Raw genomic sequence first — 22,780 nt, 5'->3', positions numbered from 1 at the left:
GTTATGGCCCACTCTATCAATTAACCAAGTAGCGATAGAGCGACCTGAGGACGCTGATTCGCTTGGCTCAAGATTGAGCTACTTGCCTGTTGCAAGATCTGGTTTTTAGTCAGTGCGGCTGTCTCAGCGGCGAAATCGGTATCTTTAATGCGTGAACGTGCAGCACTTAAGTTTTCCGAGATGTTCGCTTGGTTGCGAATTGTTGATTGGAAACGGTTTTGTACCGCACCCAGTTCAGCTCGCTTCTTATCAACCACAGCAATCAATGAATCCATACCTGCCATTACAACTTGCGCATTGGCTTGGCTAGAAACACTGATACCTGTCTCTGTAAAGTTCGCAGCAAAAGTTTCACCTGCACCTGATACGCCGGTTGTAGCCTCGCTCAAGCCTTCTAGTTGCGCAGAGAGCACCTCGCCTGTTACCGCACTGGCAATACCGGCGATACCAGAAAGAGTAAAACCACCGTTAGCTGTCAGTGAATTGGCAGCAGCCGTACCACCTACGTTCTTCATACTAAAACCGATGGTTTGTACTGCATCAGCACCCACTTGGAAACTTGCCTGATAGGTCCCATCAAGTAAGTTTTGACCACCAAAGGTGGTATCAGAAGCAACTCGGTTTACCTCACCCATTAGTGAGCGAATTTCTTCTTGCAGTGCCAAACGGTCTTCATCAGTGTTAGAGCCGTTCGCAGCCTGTTGAGCTAGGGTACGAACACGCTGGAACATAGTGGTCACTTCTTCCATCGCCCCTTCAGCTGTTTGTGCTAAAGAGATACCGTCGTTGGCATTTCGGTTACCTTGATTTAAACCATTTACCTGGCCGGTAAGACGGTTCGAAATCTGTAAACCAGCCGCATCATCAGAAGCACTGTTGATGCGAAAACCTGAAGACAAACGCTTGAAAGAAGTATCAAGCTCATTGCCCGAATTCATTAGTTGGCGCTGTGCATTAAGCGAACTAACGTTCGTGTTTACATATAAAGCCATATTAGCCTCCGCTTTATCTTAATTATATGAACCTAAGCGAAATACCCCTATTCAGCTTAAATTCACGATAAGAACTAGAGTTACAGTTCTCTAGCTCTGTTATCGACAGATAAAACGAAGGCTTTAATAACTTTTTTAAAAATACGAATTAAGTACCAGTTTAACCCTGAAGTAAGCTTAGTGCTGCTTGCGGGCGCTGGTTAGCTTGACCAAGAATAGTCTGACTTGCCTGCTGCAATATTTGGTTCTTAGTCAGTTTCGCAGTTTCCATAGCAAAGTCAGCGTCTTTGATTCGCGATTTTGCAGCACTTAAATTCTCTGAAATGTTTGCCTGGTTACGAATGGTAGACTGGAATCGGTTCTGCACCGCACCAAGCTCGGCCCGTTTTTTATCCACAACAGCAATAAATGCATCCATACCTGCTAATACTGCTTGGGCATTTGCTTGCGATGACACACTTATTCCAGTTTCGGTAAATGAGGTGGCAAAATCATACGCGGTAGCTAGTGCCGTAGTTGCTTCACTCAATCCTTCGAGGGACGCAGATAATGCTCGGTTTGATACCGCTGAGGCGATGGAAGCAATGCCTGAAATAGTAAAGCCACCATTCGCGGTCATAGTATTCGCTGTCTCACCGACATACTTCATACTAAAGCCGATGGTCTGCACTGCGTCCGCGCCAACCTGGAAGCTTGCTTCATAGGTGCCATCAAGCAGGTTTTGTCCACCAAATGTCGTATCCGATGCGACTCGGTTAACTTCAGAAGAAAGTTGACGTATCTCCTCTTGCAGCGCCAAACGGTCTTCATCGGTATTTGAACCGTTCGCAGCCTGCTGCGCCAGAACTCGAATACGCTGGAACATGGATGTCACCTCATCCATCGCACCTTCAGCGGTTTGTGCTAAGGAGATGCCGTCATTGGCATTTCGGTTACCTTGGTTTAAACCGAGGATTTGTGACTGCAGACGGTCAGAGATCTGTAAACCTGCCGCATCATCGGCTGCACTGTTAATACGCAAGCCTGAAGACAAGCGCTTAAACGAGGTATCTAACTCATTACCAGAGTTCATTAACTGACGCTGTGCATTAAGCGCACTGACGTTGGTATTTACATATAAAGCCATAATAGCCTCTCTTTCACTCTCAATTTGGTTATTAACCGCTGCTTGCGGCGAATTGTTTCCACACTAAGGCGGATCCTTTACGCCGCTTTCAGAGGGGGCTTGGCAATTATTTGCCGTTAAAAACCCGCGCTAGCCGCGTATAAGAGTAAATGAGCAATAAGTGGGCCAATATGAAAAAAGGGCCGTTACGGCCCTTGTGTTTGAGAGTGAAATCGACTGCCAAAAAATTGTTATACTTTTTGGCATAATAGCTGCTTATACTGAATGAAGTTGGGTGGGATGTAGCACCCTGCCCAACTTTGGGATTTTTTTAGCAATTAGCTTCCGCTTTAAAATCCAACTTCGCGCCCTTGCTAATACCCCATCAGCAAGGGCGCTTTTCATTTTACTTATCCAAGAAGACTTAATGCTGCCTGTGGACGCTGGTTTGCCTGACTAAGAATGGTCTGGCTTGCCTGTTGCAAGATCTGGTTCTTAGTTAGGTTAGCGGTCTCTTGAGCAAAGTCTGCATCTTTGATACGTGACTTCGCCGCATTCAAGTTTTCAGAGATGTTCGCTTGGTTACGAATCGTTGATTGAAAACGGTTCTGTACTGCACCGAGCTCAGCTCGTTTCTTATCAACTACCGCAATCAATGAATCCATACCCGCCATAACAACTTGTGCGTTCGCCTGGCTAGAAACACTAATACCTGTTTCTGTGAAGTTAGCAGCGAAGGTTTCACCTGCGCCTGAAACACCTGTTGTTGCCTCACTTAAACCCTCAAGGTTAGCTGACAACACTTCGCCAGTTACGGCTGAAGCGATCCCTGCGATACCCGATAATGTAAAACCACCATTTGCTGTTAGCGAGTTGGCTGCCGCCGTGCCGCCCACATTTTTCATACTGAAGCCAATGGTTTGTACCGCATCAGCACCTACTTGGAAGCTTGCCTCATACGTTCCGTCAAGAAGGTTTGTACCACCAAATGTGGTGTCTTCTGCAACACGGTTAACCTCACTCATTAACGCGCGAATTTCTTCTTGCAGTGCTAAACGGTCTTCATCAGTGTTGGAGCCGTTTGCTGCTTGCTGCGCTAGGGTACGAACACGTTGGAACATACTGGTTACTTCGTCCATCGCCCCTTCAGCGGTTTGTGCTAAAGAGATACCATCATTGGCGTTACGGTTACCTTGGTTCAGACCCATGATTTGTGAACCTAAACGGTTACTAATTTGTAGACCTGCCGCATCGTCAGCCGCGCTGTTGATACGAAAACCTGATGATAAACGCTTGAACGAGGTGTCTAACTCGTTACCTGAATTCATTAACTGACGCTGGGCGTTCAGTGAACTTACGTTAGTATTTACATAAAGTGCCATGTCATTTCTCCCACAGTAAACTTTGAATTTACTCTCAAACTGTCAATTACTAAGCGAAAGCTTGTTTTTTGACGTTTTGCTAAGTTACTTAGGTTATCGGGCGAGCACTTTTTTCCTTTAGTATTTTTTTATACTTTTTTTCAACACTATGAATTTAAATATAAAAATTAATGACTTTACTTATAAGTTGGTAACTTTGAGGCAGGAGAAGAGCAAATAGTTATAGGAACAAATAATAAAAAAGGGCCTTACGGCCCCAACCACAAATAGCAACCTCAACTAACCGATATAGTCAAATAAGGATAAGTTCGACAAGCGGTTAAAAGTGGCCTGCGAAGCCTGCAGCGCAGTCTCATGACGAGTTAACTCGGTCACCGCTTCAGCCATATCCACTTCAACAAGATCAGCTTTTGCTTCTTTGTTATTAATATCAACATCGGCGTTGGAAAACTCAATACGTTCAGCCGTATTAAGGCGTCCACCTAAACCTGCTTGGGTAAGTGATACCTGGTTTTGTGCACTACTTAACTGCACCAAACCATCGGCCAAAACTTGTTGGTAATCCTCAATACCTAATCCAGGTGTGGTGATCCCATTAATCAAATCCTCAAGGGTATTAAGCACGTTGTCTCGCCCCGGCGGGGCCAAATCGAAGGTCGCCTGTCCAGGAGCTGCGCCTTGAATATCAATTTCCATACCGGCAAACTTAATCGGCTCGCCGGGAGTGTAGGTCCCAGTAACCGCAGGCGTTAATGGCGCCCCGTCTTGCAGTATTTGATAGCTATCGGGAGGACCGGCCGTGATATCCACCGTCATCGTGTTGGCGGTTGCGCCAGCGGCTGGGTCTGAGTTGTAATTTTGTTTATGAAATTGGTCAAAAGCGTTTTGTTCGTTCACATACACTGTTGCCGAAGTCACACCGCCGCCGGGCGTAGCTGTATTGCTATCAACATTTAAACGCGTGGGTACTTTTTCAAAAACATCGAAACCGTTGTCTGATGATTTAATACTCACCCCTTCGGCAACCGTGACTTTATGTTGGCCTTGGTCGCCACCATACTCGTAACGCCCACTTGCACTATTAAACTGGTAACTCTGGTTGTTATCTTGATAGCCAGAAAAGATAAACTTACCGTCTTCAGACTTGGCATTCATCAAATCAAGCAAGTTAGCCTGGATGGCTTTTAACTCTTCCGCTAAACCTTTACGGTCTTGCTCTGTTAATGCACCATTACCAGCCTGTACGGTAAGCGTATTAGCACGTTGAATAGAGTCTTTAATGTTTTTAAGGACACTGTCTTCTGTCTCTAAACGACTGTTGAGCAAATTAAGGTTCTTGGTGTATTGCTCGTTACTGGCAATAGCATCACCATATAGCATGGCTCGCGTTGTCGCAGATGGATCGTCGGATGCAGTTAACACGCGCTTTTGCGTATTGATCTGCTCTTGTGCTTTGGCAACCTTAACCTGGTTTTCTAAAATACTGGTTAAGCCTTTTTGATAAATTTGATTATTGGATAAACGCATATTATTTACCTCGCGGAGCTAAGCAGGCTATCAAACACCGTTTGTGCTGTAGAAAGCACTCGCGCTGATGCCGCATAACTTTGTTGAAAGCGCAGTAAATTAGCCGCTTCCTCATCTAAATTGACACCTGACATCGACTCATACCAAGCGTTCGATTGCTCCTCCAACGCAGAGAAAGCCGCATGACTGGTTTGTGCTTGGCTAGTTACAATCCCTATATCAGTCACTATACCTGCGAATGCTTGGTTGAATGTTTTGAGATTATCGGCGCTGCCACTGCTGAGCACATTTTCTCGCACTAACTCTTCGCTTTGTAACCCAGCGAGTGCCAGGCCATTACGGTTATCGTCAAAACCCCCGGTGTTAAACTCGAGGCTAAACGTATCACCTGCAGCCGGGTTGCCTTCAATATTAAAGTCAAAGCCATAGTTTGCGTACGGTGCTCCTGCTTGAGCGAGCATATTTTCAGCAGGCGGTGTAATGGTAAAAGTCGTTGTGCCATTGCCATCGGTAATCGTGTACTCGTTAGGATTACCTGTTTTTTGCAAGCTGATTGGCCCGTTCGTTAAGCTTGGCGGCGGGCCCACAGTGATGCCGGTTGAGTTGGCAATATCAGTCACCGAACCGGGAGAAATTGCCGCTTCACTGACGTTATTTAACGCTGTTTCGGTGCGAATTGGCGACGCTAATGCCAGCTTTTCTGGCCGCGTAGTTGCCAACCCAACATTACTGGCTGCAAAGGCATTTAACTTGATATCAAAGCTATCTCCCGCCGCTGGCGCACCAGTCACATCAATATCTAAGCCATAAGACTCGCCACTTGTTACTGTGGTTGAGTCTATCACTCCAGCCGTTACGTTGGCCGTCGACGGCGTACCGATAGGCTCACCTTTATTATTAAGGGGCACTATCTCTACGGTTGTTGGCGAAGTAAAGGTAACACGGAAATCCGTTGCCGGAATCTCTTTGCCCATTCCCTGCTCTAAACCAGCCTGCAAATTGCCCGACCCCGCATTAGCGGCAAATGGTAAGCCGTTGACGGTGGGCAAAGTGAACAGATCACCGCCTATTTCACCGATGGCGTCCATCCCCAAGCGGTTTTGCTGATTGAAGGCGTCGGCTAATGATAAGCCCATTTGTCCTAGCTGATTTTGCGCCGGTGTAAGTACCTCATCTCGATAAGCCAGCAGGCCACCAATCTCGCCTTTTAAGCTGTTGGTATCAATCTCTAAGCTATTGGCTTGCCCGGAGGTCACATCAAGGCGAAGTTCCTTAAGGTTCGGATCTGGGTCGCCATTTAACGAGAACAAGTTAAAGCTACCATTTTCCATAACCAAGGCTTCACCTGTGGACATGAACACCAATTTTTCACCATGAGGTCCGTCAAGTGTTTCTAGGTTCATTAGCTCTGAAAGATCTTTAATCGCTTTGTCGCGCTCGTTATAGACCGAGCTGGCATCAGCTTGATCTTTCTTGCCATGAACAGCGGTAATTTGGTTGTTCAGCTCACTAATTTTCTCAATTAAGCCATTGGCTTCATCAGCAAGGATCCCAAGCTGATCATTCACCACACTCTTTTGTTGCGACACAATCCCTGACAACCTATCCATCTGATTAACAAAGTTTTCCGCGTTGGTGAAGAACAACGAGCGGGTAACATTGTTAGAGGGCTGATTCAGCGCCTCTTGCAAATTATTAAACATGCCATTGATTTGCGTAGACAGGCTATTGGACTCCTCAGAGAACTGGCTATCAATACGCTGTGCTTCCTCCATAAAGCGCTCAAAGAAGGAGCGATTAGAGGTATCTCTATTGAGTTGCTGTTGTGCAAACTCATTGAGCAAACGATAGGTTTGCCCACGGCCAACCTGATTGTCGAAGGTGGTGCCATGCTCTGTACGCTCGCGCACGTAGCCTTCGGTATTAATATTGGCAATATTTTTACTGGTAGTATTAAGCAGCTCAGTATTGGCACGAATGCCTGAACTGGCAATGTTTAGTAGGTTAAATGACATGATCTACTCTCCTTGCCTTAGCAGATCACCGGCTAGGGCGCGTAATTCGCTTTGCCCTAACACACGTTTAATTTTCTCTGCATACTGTGGATCGGTGGCGTAGCCAGCTTGTTGTATAGCGTCGATAAACTGATGAGGCTTATCGGCCACATCTAAAGCCTGCTGGTAACGGGGATTAGTTTTTAAAAATGAGACAAAATCATCGAAACTTTGTTTAATAGAGTCATACACTCGGAACGGTTCTTTACGCTGAACCGCAACTCCTCCTTCATACTCTAATGTTGGTTTAACAGTCGCTTCCCCCTGCCAGTCACGGTGCGCTTTGATATTAAATAAATTGTTCGAACTTTCGCCGCTCGCAGTTTTAATAATGTGCTTGCCCCAACCAGTTTCCAATGCTGCTTGAGCAACCATAACACCGGGGTGCACACCGATTTTACCAGCCGCTTCACGGGCAACGTCCCACACCCCTTCGACAAACTCCTTGGCATTGGCGAAATCGGCTTTGTGAGTGATAGGAGATGCCTCAGTGTGTTGTTCTTGGGTTTTCACTTGCGCGTTGTTTAACCGCGCATCACGCAAAGCTGACGCAGGCATATAGCTGTCTTTTTGTGGGGATAACTGTTGCACAATCAAATCGGCCAAGCCCAGTGAGCCATTCGCCGATAACTCACTGGAAAGCTGCTGATCATGCATGTCTTGGAAGTATTTAACGCTGCTGGCATTAAACGGACTGTCTTCGTCTTCGAAGGCTTCATTGGCTTTGCGCATGCTTTTGAGCAGCATTTGCGTAAAGATAGACTCAAACTGCTGCGCTGCTTGCTTTAGGGCCGCGCGCTCGCCGTCGCTGCCGGCAGGCTGTTTTAACGCATCTTGACGAAGCTTATCTAAGCTATTGAGATCGAAGACGCTTTGCGTTTGCAGTTGGTTAGCATCCATAAGACTGACAAAGTTATGACTAGATGAATAAACTAAAGCAAAAAACGTACCACTGACTTTATAGTTCTGATTAACAAGAACTTAGATGGCTATAAAAACAGCAAACCCCAAGGCTTTGGGCACTTGGGGTTTGCTGTTGCAGTATCAGATTTAAATGACCACCAACTGACCATTAATAGCACCAGCCTCTTTTAACGCCTCAAGGATGGCCATTAAATCTCCAGGTGCGGCGCCCACTTCATTAATCGCGCGCACAAGGTCGTCTAAACTCACCCCGGGGTCAAAAACAAAGGCACGCGAGTCGTCTTCACGCACATCAATAATACTTTGATTGGTAACCACCGTCTCACCCTCGGCCAATGCATTAGGCTGCGACACTTCTGCATTTTCGGCGATGGTCACCGTGAGCCCGCCATGGGTAATAGCCGCTGGCTGTAACTTGACATTTTTGCCAATCACTATGGTACCGGTACGGGAGTTGACAATGATTTTCGCAGCATTATCGGCAGGAGTGAATTCAAGGTTTTCCAGCGTCGATAAATAAGCGACTCGTTGCGAAACATCACGTGGGGCAGTTACGCGCACTGACGCCGCGTCCATTGCCATTGCGGTATTCGGCCCGACGAGATTATTAATGGTATCGGACAAGCGCTTCGCGGTAGTAAAGTCAGGGCGATTAAGGTTAAAGGTAATGTAATCCCCTTGGGTAAAGGGGCTTGGGATCGCGCGCTCGACAATGCCGCCATTAGGAATTCGCCCCACAGTTGGCGTATTGACCACCACACGTGAGCCATCAAGCCCTTGCGCGCCTAATCCACTGACAACTAAACTACCTTGAGCAATAGCATAAATATTACCATCGACACCTTTCAAAAAGGTTTGCAATAAGGTACCACCGCGTAGGCTCTCGGCACTGCCTACTGAAGAGACAGTGACATCCATACTCTGGCCGGGTTTGATAAACGCCGGCATATCCGCATGAACGGCAACCGCTGCAACATTATTTATCTTTGGCTTAAGGTTGGCCGGCAAAGTAATGCCAAAGTTATTCAACATCGCTTTAAAGCTTTGTTCGGTAAAGCGGCTTTTCTCTCCCGTGCCAGGCAGACCCACAACTAGACCATAACCCACTAATTGGTTACTACGTACGCCCTCAACCATGGCCACATCTTTGACACGCTCGGCAAAACTTTGCCAGCTAGTCAACGCCATGCAGAACACGATAAGGTTTAACCATTTCATGACTGGACTCCTTAGAATGGGAACAAAGTGCTCATAAAGAACCGTGATAGCCAACCGGCACTTTGCGTTTCTTGCAGCTCGCCTTTGCCAGAATATTGAATACGCGCATTAGCGATACGGCTACTTTCTACAGTGTTTTCGGAGCTCACATCAGCTGGGCGAACAATGCCTTCTAAGCGAATAAACTCCTGCCCAGTATTGAGCGTTAACCATTTTTCGCCACGAATCACCAGGTTACCATTGGGCAGCACACGCATCACATTCACGGAAATATTGCCTGACAAACTATTGGATTGATTAGATTTAGCGTCGCCGGTGAACGAAGCATCTGAGTTCACACCCATTTGAATGCTATCTCCACCGATATTGACCGGATTGCCGCCTAAACCAATAACCGGCTCTAACCCCAGCTCGGTCTCCCTGTCAGTTTCCGTTTTTGCCGTTTTTGATGCTTGCGTTGACTCACGCAGTACCACAGTAATGATATCTCCAGTACGCAACGCTTTCTTATCGGCATACAAATCGTTCGCCAATACGGGATTGAAAAGGCCGCCACTTTGGGTCATGTTTTGTGTTGCTTCCTGCGGATACATCGGCGCATAGTAAGGGTCGTTTTCGACAACATGGGAGTTTTGTGTAGAAACACACCCTGTAGCAAGTACAAAAGTAATTGATAGTGCAATTGGCCTAATCATAATGCCCCCACTTATAGCTGCTGATTAATATAGCTGAGCATCTGGTCTACAGATGAAATCACTTTAGAGTTCATCTCATAAACACGCTGTGTCTCAATTAAGTTGACCAGCTCTTCGGTCACATTGACGTTCGAGGTTTCCAATGCTCCTTGAACAATAATACCCAAGCCGTCTACTCCCGGGTTACCTTGCACCGGAGCGCCACTGACAGCGGTTTCGGTGTAAAGGTTTTGGCCCATAGGTTCAAGCCCTGATGGATTAATAAAGTCACTGATCACCAACTGACCAATCACCACATTGTCCGCCTGCCCGGCTACGCGCACCGAAACCTCTCCGTCTTGCGACACAGTAATAGACTGCGCGTCATCGGGCACGTTCATTTCTGGTTGCACCGGAAAACCAGCACCACTGGTGACGATACGACCGTCTTCGTCGGTCGTGAATTGACCATTACGGCTGTAAGCAATATTGCCATCAGGGAGCAACACCTCAAAAAAGCCTTGTCCTTGAACCATCCAGTCGAGGGAGTTCTCCGTGCTTAGCATATTGCCCTGGGAGAAATTCTTCTGGTTAGCAACCACCTTGGCACCGGCGCCAAGCATCAACCCCGAAGGCATCTCTGTATCTTGTGAAGAGCGCCCGCCAGGTTGGTTGATATTTTGATACAACAAATCTTCAAACACGGCGCGGCTCTTCTTGTAACCGACCGTGCTGGCGTTGGCCAAGTTGTTGGAAATAACCGAAATATCGGTCTGTTGGGCGTCAAGCCCGGTTTTACTGATCCACAATGCTGGGTTCATAGTAGTGACTCCTCGCTAATGTTACATAATCCGTAGCAATGACTCAGCACGCTGGTCATTTTCTTCGGCGGTTTTCATTAGCTTGACTTGTAATTCAAACTGACGTTGATGGCTGATCATATCGACCATCTCATGTACAGGATTGACATTCGACATCTCGAGAGCCCCTGACATGATTGATACATTTTCAGAAACATCAAGTTGTTGGCCATTTACGGGTCGAAACAGACCGTCGTTGCCCTTTTCCACCTGATGCCCTGTGGCCTCAACAATTTGCAATCTGTCCACTTCTTCAAGAAAGTTGGCCGGTGCGCCTTGAGGGCGAACTTGAATGGTGCCGTCTTTGCTGAAACTTATTTTCTCAATCGGAACAGGCAGGATAACAGGCCCCCCTTCGCCAACAACTTGACGGCCATCTCTATCGAGTAGCATCCCCTCTTGGGTCATTTTCAATGAACCAGCTTTGGTATAGGCCTCGTTACCAGCATCATCTAATACCGTCAGCCAACCGTGCTCACTCATAGCAATGTCTAAGTCGCGACCGGTTTCAGAAATACCGCCGGCTGTGGTGTTGGTCCCTGCGCGTTCTTGTAGAGCAAAAACGCGTGTCGGCAGCCCTTCACCAAAGGCCTGCATCGAGCGTGCCTGAGCGATATCGGCTTTAAAGCCTGTGGTGTTAGCATTGGCAAGGTTGTTACTTTTAACCCCCATCCCCAATAGGCTTTGCTTAGCTCCTGAGGTGGCAATGTACAGCATCTTGTCCATTGGCTTGCTCCTTAAAATCGTCGTTATATTGACTAAAGCAAGATTGATACCAGAAAAAAGGGAGTTATTAAAAAGGAGAGATTAGAGAGATGAAAAAAAGGCCACCCAAAGGTGGCCTAGTAGAATTTTTCTTATCGGATCTGCAGGATATTCTGTTGCAGCGTTGAGTTCACCTCTAACGCCCGAGAGTTAGCCTGGAAGTTTCGTTGTGCACTGATTAAATCAACTAGTTCATTAGTAAGGTTGGTATTCGATTGCTCCAACGCTTCGGAATTAATCGTGCCCAAGGTCCCGGTTCCTGGCTCACCGGCGATGGGCTCACCAGAGTCTAAGCTCTCTTTCCAGCTGGTATTACCTACCTGCTGCAAGCCCTGAGAGTTAGGGAAACGGACCATCGCAACCTGACCTAAGAAGGTAGAGTCGCCATTACTATATGAGGCAACTAACTTACCATCACTACCGATTTCAATATTAGATAAGCGGCCCACGGTCGAACCATCTTGTTCCAACGCCTTCACCTCGAAGCGGCTAGAGAATTGGGTTGGGAGCTTGTTACCCGTCGCAGCTTCATCACGCCAATTTAAGTTAATATCATTAAACTGGGCGCCGTTGGTCAAAATACCGCTGGCGCTAAGGTTAGCACCCGATAACGTCATTGGGTTAAACGTCGCGCCGGTATTGGGCGTGCCATCTGTTTGCAATGGTAAACCCGCTGCATCAAAAGTAAACTGGGTGATGGGGCCTGCACCTGCGTTACCCGCGTTATCCACTTCAGTGCCATCGACGGTGGCGCGCACATCCCATTCGTTGGAAGCCGTTTTTACAAAGAAAAACTGCAGCACGTGGGGCTCACCCAGAGAGTCATAGACCGTTGTTGATGTTGACGAATTATAGGTGGCCGAGTCACTTGGGTTAAATGGCGTTACCGTTGGCACCGTGGCGCCTGCATCCAAGTTAAACGAGCTGTAGACATTATCTGTCGCATTTGGAGAGCCTGATGAATCAGGTATTTGAATCGGGTTGGCCGTACTCAAACTCACCGAAGTGGTATCACCGGTTACCGCATCTGTTGGGAAACCTTGCAGTAAGTTACCTTTAGCATCGACTACGAAGTTATCATCATTAAGCTTGAACGCCCCAGCTCGCGTATAGGTAAAGTCTTGCGAGGCTAAATCATCAGCCATGGCAAAATAACCTTCACCGGTAATCGCTAAATCCAGTGCATTTGACGTGAACTTCAAAGAACCTTGGTGAAACTGCTGCGCGACCATAGTGGTTTGTACACCATCACCGTTCTTCGTTTTACCGCCACTGAATACTGATGCCGCATACACATCAGCAAACTCTGCGCGGGATTCTTTAAAACCTGTGGTATTGACGTTCGCAATGTTGTTTGCGGTCACATCTAAGTCTTTTTGGGCTGCTGCCAACCCTGTTAAAGCGATATTGAAACTCATGTTTCACCTCTTCGTAATAACTGCCCGCAGGCAAATGCTTTACACTGAAATCTCAGCCACCTCAGCGAGCTTCACTGCGCCCTCTTTGGTGTTCACGATGATCCCATTCGCGCCGTTGATATTAACGCTTTCAATATTTTTGAATGTTGCCATAGGTAAAGAGCTGTATTCACCATTGATGCTGCCCTCTGCCACAATGTCGTACTCACCAGGAGGAAACGGATTGCCGTCTTTGTCGAGACCGTCCCATTCAAAGCGAATTGCACCAGCAGGTTGCGAGCCTAAATCAACCACCTCAACCACCTGACCTTTATCGTCTTTAATAGTGAGGCTTAAATTATCAACAGGCTCTTTAGCAAGAACAGTCCCTTTACTCACTTCACCGCTATACAACTCGATAGTTTCAGACTCCAACAACGCCTTTTTCCCGACTAGCGTTGACGCCTGCAGCGCCGAGTTAGATGTCATTGACGCAGCCAAAGAGTTAAAATTCTCATTGAGCTTTGAGATCCCCTCAGCCATGGTGAAATTAGTCATCTGCGCAATCATCTGGTCATTATCCGCAGGTTTGCTCGGATCCTGATAGGACAACTGCTGAGTCAGCAGGCTGAAAAAATCTTCCTGGGTGAGCTCATCGCTCTTTTCTTCCGGCGCCTTATTTTGGTTATCCCAATACAGGGAGCCTAGACCCGTTGCTGATTGCACATTATTGTTCATGCTCTATCCTCGCTTTAACCCTTACCAAGCTGCAACGTTCTCGTTAGCATTTGCTTAGCAGAGTCGGCTATTTGCACATTCGTTTGATAGGAGCGTGACGCCGAAATCATGTTTGCCATTTCCTCAACCACATTGACATTGGGTTTATAGATATAGCCGTTCTCATCCGCCATCGGGTGACCTGGGTTGTATTCAATTTGCAACGGTTTGTCACTCTCGACTACACCCAGGACTTTCACTCCCACAGACTCACCTTGCTGTTTGCCTACCGCTTGCTGCAACTGAGCAGCGAAAACGGGTTGGCGAGCGCGATATGTCTGCTCCACTGAGGAGCTAACCGAGTTTGCATTTGCTAAGTTACTGGCCGTGGTATTTAAGCGCACGTTTTGTGCACTCATGGCCGAACCAGAAACATCAAAAACATTAAATAAACTCATGATTATGCTCCTTGACCACCTAGGGCTTTCTTAAGACCGGAAATCTTGCCGTTCATAAAGCGTAAGCTGGCCTGATACTCTATAGCGTTCTGTGTATACAAGTTCCGTTCCACCTGTACATCAACAGAGTTACCATCGCCTGTATCTGGTTGATTTGGAACACGAAATTTTGCTTCACCCATACTCATTTGGGTACTTGCTTGGAGGTGTTCCGGATGGGTGCGAGCTAAGCTATTGCCGCTTAACTGCCGATTGTTTGCCGCTTTTAATGCGCTGGCAAAATCAATGTCTTTCGCTTTATAGCCAGGGGTGTCTGCATTGGCAATATTCGACGCCAATAGCTCAGCCCTTTGCGAGCGAACGAGCATTGCTTGGGGATGAATACCAAATGCTTTATCAAAACTGATAGCCATAGCCTCTCCAAATTTTTGACTCTCTTAGAGGGGCTACAGCAATTTTTAGACCATAGATTGTAAGGTTATGTATTTATGACTTTTTTTGGTAGATGATACCGGGATTACAACGGATCATATCGAACTCGGTACTCAAGCCTGTCATTGATTCACTCGCTCCTAAAAACAAATATCCCTTAGGGTTAAGCGCTTGCGCGAATTGACCAATGATCTTGGCTTTTACTTCCGGAGAAAAATAAATAAGGACGTTGCGACAAAAGATAATGTCAAACTTACCCAGCAACGCATATGAATCCAATAAATTCAAATGGCGAAAGCTCACCATACGTTTTACATTGTCATTAACTTTAGCCATACCGTTGCCGCTATCGCTAAAAAACTTTTTGCGTCTTTCAGCACTGAGTCCCCGAGCCAATGCCAATGAGTCATACTCAGCATTTTTACAAATATCGAGCATGGTATTAGAGATATCCGTACCGATTATTTGCGCTCCCGAGGACAGTTGACCTGGGCGAGACTGCTGATATTCGGCCACTGACATCGCTATTGAGTAGGGCTCTTGCCCTGAAGAACTGGCCGCCGACCAAATTTTTACCGGCCGACGTAAATCTTTGCACTCAGGTAAGAGCTTTGTCTTCAATAATTCAAACGGATAAGAGTCGCGAAACCACAATGTTTCATTGGTGGTCATGGCATCAACAACAGCGGCACGAAGTTGCCGCTCATGCGGACTCAACGTTTTGCTAACCAGCTGCGACAAAGATTCAACGCTAAAGCGAGCCATCAGCGGAGCCAAGCGACTTTTAACTAAGTAAAGTTTGTTATCACCCAGCACAATGCCACACTGCTGTTCTAAAAATGCACGAAACTGGTTGTATTCACCGAGCTCTAAATGCTTATTTTCCAAATTACTCTCACCTAACTCACTTGAAGCGGTTACAAGACAAGGCGGCATTAATCACAATGCACCCACTTTTTAACTGCTGTAGCCAGTTCGTCGGGGTTAAATTTGGCAATAAAATCATCCGCCCCAACTTTTTCTATCATCGCATGGTTAAATACGCCACTTAAAGAGGTGTGCAGTATCACATGCAATGGTGCCAGCTTCGGATCCGCTTTGACCTCTGCTGTTAAGGTATAGCCGTCCATCTCTGGCATTTCCACATCCGATATCAGTAACGCCACTCGCTCAGTGATATCATCTTTGCAGTCGAGCTTCGCTATTTCTTTTAATCGCAGCAGGGCCTCTTTACCATTTTTCGCCAGCTCAGTTTGCACCCCGAGAGGCTCTAGCGCCCGCTTTACTTGATTACGCGCCACGGCAGAGTCATCGGCAATAAACACAATACGCTCACCGAGATCTTTCTGCATCTCGCCATCTGAGGCAATGCCCTCGCTGACCTCGGTATTAACAGGGCTGATCTCTGCAAGAATTTTTTCGACATCCAAGATTTCTACGAGCTCGTCATCAATCTCAGTCACTGCGGTAAGGTAAGAATAGCGCCCCGCACCTGACGGCGGTGGCATAATCTTTTCCCAGTTCATATTGACGATACGCTCAACGCCACCCACCAAAAACCCCTGCACAGAGCGGTTATATTCGGCGATAATAATAAAGCAATTTTCAATATCAGTGATGGCCGGACCGCCCACAGCCATAGACAAATCGATGATAGAAATGGTTTGTCCACGAATATGCGCAACCCCACGAATATAAGAATTCGTCTTCGGCATATTTGTTAGTGGTGGACACTGAAGGACTTCTCTAACTTTAAAAACGTTGATCCCGAACCGCTGGCGTCCTTTTAGTTTAAACAGCAATAATTCAAGGCGGTTTTGACCCACAAGTTGGGTTCGTTGATTGACAGAATCTAAAATGCCAGCCATCGGATTCTCCTAGCATTAATTTACAACTTCGCACACTCGCGCCAAATAGGAACGCATTTTGCTTCTTAGCTTCATACGTTAGTATAACTACGCTAGAACGCCCAGTTTTTGACGCTTCGTAGTTATACCCTGTTTTACCCAATAAGCATAGTCGAAACATGGTGAGTATGTTCAAAAAAATTCAACTTTTCCAAAGCTTATGGTTAATAGCCGGTGTATTAATAAGCTCAACGGCTGAGGCAAACAACAGCCAACAACAGCGCTATGATCGCCACGCTTTGCAAACGCTTGCTGAGCAATACATCACAGAGCAAGCGCACATTCAGCCCGATCAAGAGCTGCAAGTGCAAGCGATGGACTTAGATGCGCGCATCGGTCCTAGAGAGTGTGCAGTAACACCGCAAGCCTCTACGGCTAGCGCTCCGCCATTTAATCGGCAGGTAACAGTAAAACTTAAGTGTCCAAGTCCTGCTCTTTGGAGTCAGTATGTCCATGTACGCATCAGTAAGCTCTCTACTATCGTGGTCGCCAATGATCACATTGCCCGTGGGCAAATTATTAGTGCTGATGATTTAACTACGGAGCAGCGTCCGCAACATTTTGTTCGCGCTCGCTACATAGAGCAGCCAGAAGTTATTGTCGGCAGCCGTAGTAAACGCAGTATTCGCAGAGGATTGCCAATTAGTATGAATCAGTTGTGCATGGTGTGTAAGGGCGATAATGTGAGCATTATTGCCCGCTTTAACGGACTCACTATAAAAACATCTGGAGAAGCGCTAGAAGATGGCGGTGTCGGCGATAATATTCGCGTGCGTAATGTAAAGTCTGGCCGGCTGATCAATGCCAAAGTAACAGCAGTGGAAACCGTGGCGGTTAATATTTAAATTTTATGCTAAAGTATTGGCTAGAATGGCCGATAAACAATGCAAAGGTCAATATAGCTTAGGTAATTAGTGATGGTGAATCAAGTCAACAAAGGCCAGCAAGGCTCGGTGTACAACACACCACAAAATAAAGTGGAGCAACAAAAGCTCAACCAAACGCAAACTCAAGGTAATGAGGCAAATGCAAAAGCCAGTACTAAGGCTGCAGCAGATTCAGTAAGCCTTACCCCACAAGCAAAGCAAATGAAGTCTTTGCAAGAAAAAGCTGAGCGCTCATCAGGGTTCGATCAACAAAAGGTTGACGAATTAAAGCAAGCTATCAGTGAAGGAAAATATCAAGTAGATAGCGAAAAGCTTGCTAAAAACATCGCTGCGTTTGAGTTCGATTTGTATGGCTGATTCAGCACTTAGTGTAGCTCTCGGCCAACAGCTCTCAAGTTTACAAAACTTGCTACAGCTACTTGAAGACGAGCTGAGCGCTATTGCTGGGCGCAGTGGTGATGAGCTGAAGGAATTAACGCCTAGAAAAGAGCAAGCGCTTGTTCAAATTCAGCAACAAGACCAGCATATTGCTCAGCTATTGAAAGCGCAAGAGCAAGAGGTATTAGCGCCGCACCAAGAGATGATAGAGCATGCACAGACTTTATTGCTAAAATGCAAACAGCAAAATCAAGTGAACGCCCAAGCTGCTCATAATGCTCAACTCACGGTCAAACAACTCAAAGATATTCTTATCGGCGCACCAAGTTCATTAACCTATGCTGCCGACGGTGGGATTGACCGCAGCGAAAATAAAATCGTAAAGAATTTAAAAGCCTGAACCTACTAAGCTAAATATTGATTTGAAAAAGGGAGCCTGAGCTCCCTTTTTTGTCTTTTATAATTCGCCTTTGCCTGAGCTATCCAGCATCGCTTTGAGCACTTCATCTTCGCCAACAGTGGCATAATGCGAGGCTCCTCCAAAGCCATGCTCCTCACTTGTTACTGTTTGCTCTGAGGCTAAATCATCAAATTGAGCTAATACTTCTTCTGCCTCACCGGGATTATCCAAAATTGACTCTGCTCCTAACAAGCCCGATTCACTGATAGCTTGCTCGGCACTGACTGTGATTTCTTTTACTTGGTTAAACTCGGTAAACTGCTCATTATTTAAGCTCAAACTTACAGCCTCATAATCCAGAGTCTCAACACTGGCATAATGGCTTTGACTATCAGTTTCTTCAACCACCACCTCTTGAGCGGAAGCGCTGATCTCTAAAGGTTGCTCTGCTGAGGAGTTTTCATAAATAGAGCCACTATCAAACACCTGATTATTGGTATCTTTTACTAAATAGTTGCCCGCATCATCAATGGTCACGAAATAATAATCCTCACCACTGAGTAAATCTAAATCAAGTAATGAGAGAGTATATCCCCAGTCCCCACTAGCGTCAGTGGTTGTACTCGGGTAAGTATTTAGAACATCCAAGTCAATACCCAATAGGCCAACACCAATTAAGCTAGAGCCAACAATGTAGATCTCTGTACCTGCAGGTGCTGTGCCTTCCGCTGACGGTAGCACTAAACCCAAAATGCCGGGGTCAAAATCAGTGACCTCAAAGCTAATGGGAGTTGTATCTATGATACCGCTATCCACAGCACTGCCGGTATTACCCGCTTGGTCGGTAGCACTTGCGGTCACCGTATATTGACCATCGACTAGTACTGCGCTGGCGCTAATAGACCAATCACCGTTGTTATCTGTGTTGGTGGTCACCGTATGGATAGTGCCCGCATCATCAACAAATTGCACACTCACTTGAGCATTCGCTTCATTTGAAGAGCCACTGACTTGCGGGGTGTTGTCATTGGTTAGTGCTACGCTGCTTGCATCAATGCTTACTGTCGGTGCAATGGTATCTATGGTGCCAGTGTCGCTTGCACTGCTGCTATTGCCAGCAGCATCAGAAGCACTGACGGTTACGGTGTAATCTCCTTCAGCCAGGCTGGGGGCAGACACCGACCAATTACCACTGCCGTCTACCGTCGCACTGAGTGTGTAAGTATCACCGTTGTTATCCAGCACACTAATACTCACTTCCCTGCCTATTTCACTGGAAGTACCGCTCAGCAGCGGTGTAGCATCGTTCCCTAATCCCAATGGGTCAAGGGTGACACTCACTCCTTGAGTGTCAATATTTCCGGTGCTAGACACTGTGGTGGTATTGCCCGCATCATCCATGATCGTTGCACTCACGGAGAAGGTGCCATCAGATAACGCCGAAGGCGTCATAGACCAAGTGCCATCGGCTGCGACAACGGTTGAAATATTCTGGCTATCACCATTACCGTCAGTGACTGTGACTGAGACAGTAGCACCTATTTCATCACTGTTCCCTGAGATAAGCGGGGTATTGTCATTGCCATTTGCAGGCACGTTCACACTCAGGCTAGGGGCGGTAGTATCCACCTCACCGGTTGCGCTCACTTCGGTTAGATTGCCAACGTCATCACGTACTGCCGCTGCTACAGTAAAACCACCTTCAGCCAGCGCCGTAGGCACAGCCACAGACCAGTTTCCATTTGAGGTAGACGCTTGCAGGGTTTGCTGGTCACCGAACGCATCGGTCACTATCACCTCTACCACTGTGCCATCTGCCACATCCGTTGTGCCACTGATGACTGGCGTGCTGTCATTAGTTAAGCCAAGGGTATCAATGCTAAGGACAGGTGGTTCATTATCAAAATCGAGTGTACTGATGGTGGTCGAATTACCAGCGGCATCAGAGGCTGAAGCAGTCACATAGGCTAATGTCAAAAGCGGCACCGTCAGATTAACCAAAGTCCAATTGCCATCCGCATCGGTGATCGCTGTGTACGTTGCACCAATCCCTCCTCCGACTAGGTGTTCTGTGATGGTGACTTCACTGCCTGCGGGCAAATCCGAAGTACCAGACAAGGAAACAAGGTTACCCAACAGAAACGATGGCACTATGGTCAACTCAGGGCCAATAGTATCAATTACAGCACTTTGTGAATCAGTACCCGTATTGCCTGCATCATCAACAATGGTCGCGGCCACGGTATAAGTACCATCGGCTAACGCTGAAGGAGCGGATACCTGCCAATTCCCATCGGCATCAGTGGTAGTGATTACGCTTTGACTGTTCCCCTGAGAGTCAGTAAAGATAAGTGTTAATTGGCTGTTCGCCTCGCTTGAGCCACCAGAAATAAGAGGCGTGTTGTCGTTAGTGAGCTCGAGTGGGTCAATCTCAACACTTGGAGCAAGAGTATCGATAACCCCTGTCTCAGAATCCGTTGAGGTGTTGCCAGCTCCATCGTCAACGCTGGCTGTGATAGTAAACTCTCCTTCTGCCAGCGCTGCACCAACGTTTACGCTCCATGTACCGTCTGCACCGATTGTGGCGCTCAAGTTCTGAACATTGCCAAGGGCATCAACCACGACTATTGATACCACGGCTCCAGGCGCAGCGCCCGCCGATATACCAGAAATAACGGGAGTCGCATCGCTTATCACTCCTACGGGATCAATCGTGATCCCTGGACCGGCAGTATCAACAGTACCAGATTCATTGTCGGTGCCCTCGTTTCCTGCGGCATCAGTAATGCTGGCGGTAATATCAAAATCCCCCTCAGCAAGTGCAGTGGGCACCTCAGCTGTCCAACTGCCATCACCGGCTAACAGTGCCGTAAAACTCTGGCTATCTCCGCTGGCATCGACTACGGTAATTGATACAACGTCCCCCTCATTGCCTTCAGCACTGCCGCTAATTACAGGGGTTTCATCATTCACACTGCCAACGGGCGCTATAGTCACAGTAGGTGCTGTAATATCCACTTCACCTTGGACTTGATCATTCGCTTGGTTACCGGCATTGTCACTGACTTCGGCGGTGATAGTGTATTGCCCTTCAGCTAAAGGCGCAGCGAGCGACGCACTCCAAGTGCCATCACCTTGCACCGTCGCCTGAACGGTCTGGGTATTACCACTGGCATCGACCACGGTGATAGCCACCGTTGCTCCAACCTCAGAGCTACTGCCAGTAATGATTGGAGTCGTGTCATTGCCTATACCCGGGTTGTCGATAGTCAAATCCGGTGCGCTGGCATCAATACTGCCCTGCGCTGACGCTTGGGTATTATTCCCTGCTTCATCAGTCACTGATGCAAGTACAGTATAATCCCCTTCAGCTAATGGCTGGGAGGCTTCTACCTGCCAGCGACCATCGCTTTGCACCACCGCTGTTAACGTTTGCGTCGTACCATCGTTATCGGTGACCTCGATAGCCACGCTTGCGCCCACTTGCGAACTCACACCGGAAATAATAGGCGTGGTATCACTTTGCGCGCCAAGCGGGTCAATACTGAGCGTCGGAGCCGTAACATCTATTTGCCCTTGGGCATTTGCCTGCGCTTCATTTCCTAGGGCATCAGTAACACCCGCTGAAACGGTAAACACTCCCTCAGCAAGCGCCTGCGCAGCAGATACTTGCCAACTACCATCTGCCGCCACCACCGCTGTCAGGATTTGTATTTGCCCATTTGCATCGGTGAGAGTCAAATTTACGACAGCGCCTATTGCACTGCTAGAACCTGAAATCGTCGGTATTTCATCATTGGTGGGTGATAGCGGGTCGATGCTTAAATCGGGAGCATTGGTGTCAATTGTTCCACTTGCCGTTGCTGATGCGCTGTTTCCGGCTTCATCGGTCACACTGGCCTCAACTTGATATCCACCTTCAGCAAGCTCTGCCGGCACCTCCACTTGCCAACTCCCGTCGCTTTGCACCACAGCAGTGAATGACTGGGTTGTGCCATTCGCATCAACCACTTCGACCGCAATCGTTGCTCCTATCTCATCACTTGTTCCGGAAATCACTGGGGTGGGATCGTTCGTGACGCCAAGTGGGTTAAGAGTCAGACTTGGCGCCGTAGTATCTATCTCACCTTGAGCAGTATCACTGGCACTGTTACCGGATGCATCAACCACACTCGCCTGCACTTGGTAAACTCCTTCACCTAGCGGTTGTTGAGTTTGTACTTGCCAGCTACCATCTTGCTGAACTGTCGCTTCTAATGTTTGTCGATTGCCCTCGGCTCCTGTGATAACCACAATAACTGTAGCGCCTATTTCACTACTGGTACCAGTTATATCAGGGGTTGTATCATTGGTAATCGCAGGGGGATCTATGGTTATCTCCGGCGCACTGACATCTATCACTCCTTGCTCGGTATCGCTGGCGCTATTACCTGCCGCATCAGTGACACTTGCCTGTACCTCAAACTCTCCCTCAGCCAGCGCTTGTGGCACCTCCACCTGCCAGCTACCATCTGCCTGGACAATAGCCGTTAAACTTTGTGTAACTCCCGCCGCATCTGTAACCACTATATTGACGGTAGCGCCGATTTCATCACTACTACCTGAAATTAATGGTGTACTGTCACCAGTTGAGATCAATGGTTCAATATCTAAACTTGGAGCAGTGGTATCTATATTGCCTTGCTCGGTATCGCTGGCGCTAT

The 22,780-nt window shown here is 47.4% G+C and carries 20 protein-coding genes; 3 read left to right on the top strand and 17 right to left on the bottom strand.

Annotated features, from left to right (window positions below):
* Positions 1-20 precede the first annotated feature (20 nt).
* The 16 genes from W04_RS12930 to W04_RS12855 form a co-directional block, all read right to left on the bottom strand.
* Positions 21-992, bottom strand: a complete 972-nt coding sequence (locus W04_RS12930; protein ID WP_045978581.1) for a flagellin — start codon at positions 990-992, stop codon at positions 21-23.
* A 160-nt stretch (positions 993-1,152) separates the two neighbouring features.
* Complete coding sequence (locus tag W04_RS12925) at positions 1,153-2,118, bottom strand: flagellin (protein ID WP_053911119.1); 966 nt, start codon at positions 2,116-2,118, stop codon at positions 1,153-1,155.
* Between the two features lie 389 nt (positions 2,119-2,507).
* Positions 2,508-3,479, bottom strand: a complete 972-nt coding sequence (locus W04_RS12920) for a flagellin (protein ID WP_045978579.1) — start codon at positions 3,477-3,479, stop codon at positions 2,508-2,510.
* A gap of 279 nt (positions 3,480-3,758) precedes the next feature.
* Positions 3,759-5,006, bottom strand: a complete 1,248-nt coding sequence (gene flgL / locus W04_RS12915; protein WP_045978578.1) for a flagellar hook-associated protein FlgL — start codon at positions 5,004-5,006, stop codon at positions 3,759-3,761.
* 5 nt (positions 5,007-5,011) lie between these two features.
* Entirely contained in the window at positions 5,012-7,021 is a 2,010-nt protein-coding gene (gene flgK, locus W04_RS12910) for a flagellar hook-associated protein FlgK (protein ID WP_053911118.1), read from the bottom strand.
* Positions 7,022-7,024: 3 nt separating this feature from the next.
* Positions 7,025-7,960 (bottom strand): flagellar assembly peptidoglycan hydrolase FlgJ, encoded by a 936-nt coding sequence (gene flgJ, locus W04_RS12905; protein ID WP_053911117.1) that lies wholly within the window; start codon positions 7,958-7,960, stop codon positions 7,025-7,027.
* Positions 7,961-8,110: 150 nt separating this feature from the next.
* Positions 8,111-9,202 carry a flagellar basal body P-ring protein FlgI gene (locus W04_RS12900; RefSeq protein ID WP_022944051.1) on the bottom strand — a complete coding sequence of 364 codons (1,092 nt, stop codon included), beginning with the start codon at positions 9,200-9,202 and terminating at the stop codon, positions 8,111-8,113.
* A gap of 11 nt (positions 9,203-9,213) precedes the next feature.
* Complete coding sequence (flgH, locus tag W04_RS12895) at positions 9,214-9,894, bottom strand: flagellar basal body L-ring protein FlgH (RefSeq protein ID WP_026110987.1); 681 nt, start codon at positions 9,892-9,894, stop codon at positions 9,214-9,216.
* Between the two features lie 14 nt (positions 9,895-9,908).
* On the bottom strand, positions 9,909-10,697 hold the full coding sequence (flgG, locus tag W04_RS12890) for a flagellar basal-body rod protein FlgG (RefSeq protein WP_022944053.1): 789 nt from the start codon (positions 10,695-10,697) through the stop codon (positions 9,909-9,911).
* A 21-nt stretch (positions 10,698-10,718) separates the two neighbouring features.
* A complete protein-coding gene (locus W04_RS12885; RefSeq protein ID WP_022944054.1) occupies positions 10,719-11,462 on the bottom strand; it encodes a flagellar basal body rod protein FlgF in 744 nt (247 codons plus the stop codon).
* Between the two features lie 131 nt (positions 11,463-11,593).
* Positions 11,594-12,919 (bottom strand): flagellar hook protein FlgE, encoded by a 1,326-nt coding sequence (gene flgE, locus W04_RS12880; RefSeq protein ID WP_053911116.1) that lies wholly within the window; start codon positions 12,917-12,919, stop codon positions 11,594-11,596.
* 39 nt (positions 12,920-12,958) lie between these two features.
* Positions 12,959-13,636 carry a flagellar hook assembly protein FlgD gene (locus W04_RS12875; protein ID WP_022944056.1) on the bottom strand — a complete coding sequence of 226 codons (678 nt, stop codon included), beginning with the start codon at positions 13,634-13,636 and terminating at the stop codon, positions 12,959-12,961.
* A gap of 14 nt (positions 13,637-13,650) precedes the next feature.
* Complete coding sequence (gene flgC / locus W04_RS12870) at positions 13,651-14,073, bottom strand: flagellar basal body rod protein FlgC (RefSeq protein WP_045978575.1); 423 nt, start codon at positions 14,071-14,073, stop codon at positions 13,651-13,653.
* A gap of 2 nt (positions 14,074-14,075) precedes the next feature.
* Entirely contained in the window at positions 14,076-14,486 is a 411-nt protein-coding gene (gene flgB / locus W04_RS12865; RefSeq protein ID WP_045978574.1) for a flagellar basal body rod protein FlgB, read from the bottom strand.
* Positions 14,487-14,559: 73 nt separating this feature from the next.
* Positions 14,560-15,393 (bottom strand): protein-glutamate O-methyltransferase CheR, encoded by an 834-nt coding sequence (locus W04_RS12860; protein ID WP_026110988.1) that lies wholly within the window; start codon positions 15,391-15,393, stop codon positions 14,560-14,562.
* 47 nt (positions 15,394-15,440) lie between these two features.
* On the bottom strand, positions 15,441-16,373 hold the full coding sequence (locus W04_RS12855) for a chemotaxis protein (RefSeq protein WP_022944060.1): 933 nt from the start codon (positions 16,371-16,373) through the stop codon (positions 15,441-15,443).
* Positions 16,374-16,540: 167 nt separating this feature from the next.
* Between W04_RS12855 and flgA the strand changes: the two genes are divergently transcribed.
* From flgA to flgN, 3 genes are all read left to right on the top strand, one after another.
* Positions 16,541-17,257, top strand: coding sequence for a flagellar basal body P-ring formation chaperone FlgA (gene flgA, locus W04_RS12850; RefSeq protein ID WP_082342239.1), 717 nt, complete (start codon positions 16,541-16,543; stop codon positions 17,255-17,257).
* Positions 17,258-17,329: 72 nt separating this feature from the next.
* Positions 17,330-17,656, top strand: a complete 327-nt coding sequence (gene flgM / locus W04_RS12845) for a flagellar biosynthesis anti-sigma factor FlgM (protein WP_022944062.1) — start codon at positions 17,330-17,332, stop codon at positions 17,654-17,656.
* The gene (gene flgN / locus W04_RS12840) at positions 17,649-18,077 is read left to right on the top strand and encodes a flagellar export chaperone FlgN (RefSeq protein WP_053911114.1); all 429 of its coding nucleotides are present in this window, start codon (positions 17,649-17,651) and stop codon (positions 18,075-18,077) included. Before flgM ends, flgN begins: the two co-directional genes overlap by 8 nt.
* Before the next feature lie 57 nt (positions 18,078-18,134).
* Here the strand turns inward: flgN and W04_RS12835 are convergent.
* A partial coding sequence (locus tag W04_RS12835) for an Ig-like domain-containing protein (RefSeq protein WP_197275968.1) occupies positions 18,135-22,780 on the bottom strand: 4,646 nt, incomplete at its 5' end.

Source organism: Pseudoalteromonas sp. SW0106-04 (assembly GCF_001293805.1).
Classification (GTDB): domain Bacteria; phylum Pseudomonadota; class Gammaproteobacteria; order Enterobacterales; family Alteromonadaceae; genus Pseudoalteromonas; species Pseudoalteromonas ruthenica.
Note: the sequence above shows the minus strand (reverse complement) of the source record. Positions and strands in the feature narration are given on the sequence as shown.